The organism is Salinihabitans flavidus, from assembly GCF_900110425.1.
Classification (GTDB): Bacteria; Pseudomonadota; Alphaproteobacteria; order Rhodobacterales; family Rhodobacteraceae; genus Salinihabitans; species Salinihabitans flavidus.
On sequence record NZ_FODS01000084.1, the window covers coordinates 1 to 1,105 of the forward strand.

Annotated in this window: 3 protein-coding genes; all 3 read left to right on the forward strand. The window is 65.1% G+C overall.

Translation table 11 applies throughout. The annotated features are described in order from the left end of the window. The first annotated feature begins 263 nt into the window (after positions 1–263). The 3 genes from BMW66_RS19915 to BMW66_RS19925 are packed head-to-tail and all read left to right on the forward strand — an operon-like array spanning position 264 to position 996. The gene (locus tag BMW66_RS19915) at positions 264–548 is read left to right on the forward strand and encodes a hypothetical protein (protein ID WP_093120905.1); all 285 of its coding nucleotides are present in this window, start codon (positions 264–266) and stop codon (positions 546–548) included. Next, positions 545–745, forward strand: a complete 201-nt coding sequence (locus BMW66_RS19920) for a hypothetical protein (protein WP_093120907.1) — start codon at positions 545–547, stop codon at positions 743–745. Before BMW66_RS19915 ends, BMW66_RS19920 begins: the two co-directional genes overlap by 4 nt. Continuing rightward, the gene (locus tag BMW66_RS19925) at positions 742–996 is read left to right on the forward strand and encodes a hypothetical protein (protein ID WP_093120909.1); all 255 of its coding nucleotides are present in this window, start codon (positions 742–744) and stop codon (positions 994–996) included. The genes BMW66_RS19920 and BMW66_RS19925 overlap by 4 nt, the downstream gene beginning before the upstream one ends. Positions 997–1,105 lie beyond the last annotated feature (109 nt).

Sequence of the window (1,105 nt, forward strand, 5' to 3'; positions counted from 1 at the left end):
GCGAGACCGAAGAATAGCTAACGCGAATTCCTCAACCGCAGCTTTAGTTTCCGGCGAAAGAACTGCTATTTGCGCAGCCAGGTCACTTTCCCTGTCCATGCCCCTCCCCTAAAATTTGTGGTCAATTAGCCCAGTCCTTATAATTTGTTCTCCAATCGTTCCTCAAGGGAAACAAAGTTAACGTGCCGATTGGCACTTTTTAATCTTGACTAAGTGCCGATTGGCACTTTACGTTTGCCGCATCACCACGATGGAGGCAGATCATGCACCCGACCCGAAAACAGATCGCCGAGGCGCTGGCCGAGGTCACGAACCCCGAGGCCCACAGCGGCTCGCCCGCCGAGATTGCCCGGATGCGCACCGCGTGGGCCCTGCTGAAGGAGGCGCGCGGACAGAGCGTCGATTTCCAGCGCATGGGCGATCCATCCTACCAGATCGTCCCTGACACCGCCGCCCCCGAACCGGCGGACGCGGAGGCCGAGTCCGCACGTCCCCACTTCCCCACCTTCGCTTTCTGGCGGGGCGGGCACGGCGGAGACGCGGCATGACCGCCCTCGCCCGCCCGATCACCCCTGCCCCGCTCTTGCCCGAAGAGCTGGTGCCCGATGCCGTGTTGCGCGATCTGGCCCATGGCGGCCCCGAGCGCGCGACCGGAGAGTTCACACCCGAGGATGCGGCGCTGCTGGCGATGTATCTTCCCGATATCTGCGGCGAGCTGCTGGCCCGCCGCCTCGCGGCCCGATGAGCGCCGCGGCGATCGCAGGCTTCTTCGCCCGGATCCACGGCCGCGAGGGAGAGGATCTGCAAGAGGCCTTCGCCAACGAGGCGATCGAGACAGGCGGCCACTGGTGGCCGACCCGCGATCCTCTGAATGGCCAAGCCCTGTTCGAGATCCACCTGCACGGCGTCACGGCAATCGGACTGAGCCTCGATGACGCAATCCGCAGCTGGCGCCGCAAGGCCCGCGCCCGCCTCGAAGATCCGAACGCCGCGTAAACACTCACGGAACGCGGCTCCCCGCGGCAATCCCGCCGCACCCCCGCCCGGCAGCAAACCCATGCCGGGGCCGGGCGGGGTATCAGGTCACAGGACATGCAATGCCTGC

Coding starts and splice junctions, on each gene's coding strand:
- BMW66_RS19915 (WP_093120905.1), top strand. CDS start 264: ATGCACCCGACCCGAAAACAGATCGCCGAGGCGCTGGCCGAGGTCACG.
- BMW66_RS19920 (WP_093120907.1), top strand. CDS start 545: ATGACCGCCCTCGCCCGCCCGATCACCCCTGCCCCGCTCTTGCCCGAA.
- BMW66_RS19925 (WP_093120909.1), top strand. CDS start 742: ATGAGCGCCGCGGCGATCGCAGGCTTCTTCGCCCGGATCCACGGCCGC.